The sequence below is a fragment of the Marinobacter maroccanus genome, from assembly GCF_002933275.1.
GTDB lineage: Bacteria > Pseudomonadota > Gammaproteobacteria > Pseudomonadales > Oleiphilaceae > Marinobacter > Marinobacter maroccanus.
Window position 1 is genome coordinate 1 of record NZ_PSSX01000043.1, and the last position, 1,286, is coordinate 1,286.

1 protein-coding gene is annotated in these 1,286 nt (G+C 55.4%); it reads left to right on the plus strand.

Annotation, left to right across the window (positions count from 1 at the left end; genetic code table 11):
• Positions 1-101 precede the first annotated feature (101 nt).
• Positions 102-1,286: ISL3 family transposase (locus tag KEHDKFFH_RS19945; protein ID WP_104323515.1), on the plus strand; the 1,185-nt coding region annotated here is incomplete at its 3' end.

A 1,286-nucleotide genomic window follows, 5' to 3' on the forward strand; every position in this document is an offset into this window, starting at 1 on the left:
GGTTCATCGCAGGTTAGCGTGAAAAAGTAGGAGACGGCGGTAAAACCGGTTAGTTTTGAGTTCGCCAAAACAACAAAATTAACCAATCCACCGCCGTCCCTATGAATGCTAATCCTCTTGCCCTGTTCTGGGAAGGATTCACGATTGAATCGTATACCCAGATTGATGCCCAATCCCTGCTCATCCGGCTACAACCTGCCGATGATTACCTGCCATGCTGCAGTAGTTGTAACCAGCACACGCTTGCCATCCATGACACCAGCATCCGACGAGTCCGAGAGCGCGACCTGTTCCAGTATCGCGTCTGGCTGGACGTGCCAGTTCGTCGGGTTCGTTGTGCAGCCTGCGGTCCCAGGCTTGAACAAATTCGCTGGCTATCAGGGCGCCAGCGCCTGACGGCAGGCATGATCAGTTGGGTTGAGTCCCTNGTGCGCCTTATGCCGGTTCAACATGTGGCAACACTCCTGGGATTGCACTGGCATACGGTCAAGGCCATCGACCATCAACGTCTTAAAAGAGAGGTGATCGAGCCCGACAAACGAGGGATTCGCCGGTTAATCATGGATGAGTTCGCCCTGTTCAAAGGCCACCGTTACGCCACCGTGGCGATTGATGCGGACACGCAACAAGTGCTCTGGGTTGGAGAAGGTCGCAGCCGGGCAGCGGTGCGCCCCTTCTTTGAATGGCTGGGGCCGGAAACCTGTGGCCAGATNGATGCCGTAGCGATGGACATGAATACCGCCATGGATCTGGAGGTTCAGCACCACTGCCCACAAGCCCGCGTAGTCTATGACCTGTTCCACGTTGTGGCAAAGTTCGGGCGGGAAGTGATTGACCGTGTCCGGGNCGATCAGGCCAATCACCTTCGACACGACAAGCCGGCCAGAAAAGTGGTGAAGCGAAGTCGCTGGCTGCTGCTCAGAAATCGGAGCAACCTCAAGGATGAGCAGGCCCTGAAGCTCGAAGAGCTGCTGCAAGCCAACCAGCCCCTGATGACTGTTTACGTCCTGAAAGACCAGCTCAAAGAGCTTTGGTATGCCCCTTCAGAGGCCGAAGCCAGACAGCGCTGGCAGGACTGGCTGAATCTGGCAATGAGCAGTGGGCTGGCACCCGTGCAGCAGTTTGCCAGACGCCTCAAAGGCTATGTTGAAGGCATTATCGCCAGTGCGGTCTATCGGATGAACACCAGTGTGCTGGAGGGAATGAACAACAAGATCAAGGTGATCAAGCGGATGGCTTATGGCTACCGGGACAACGATTACTTCTTCCTAAAGATAAAAGCAGCG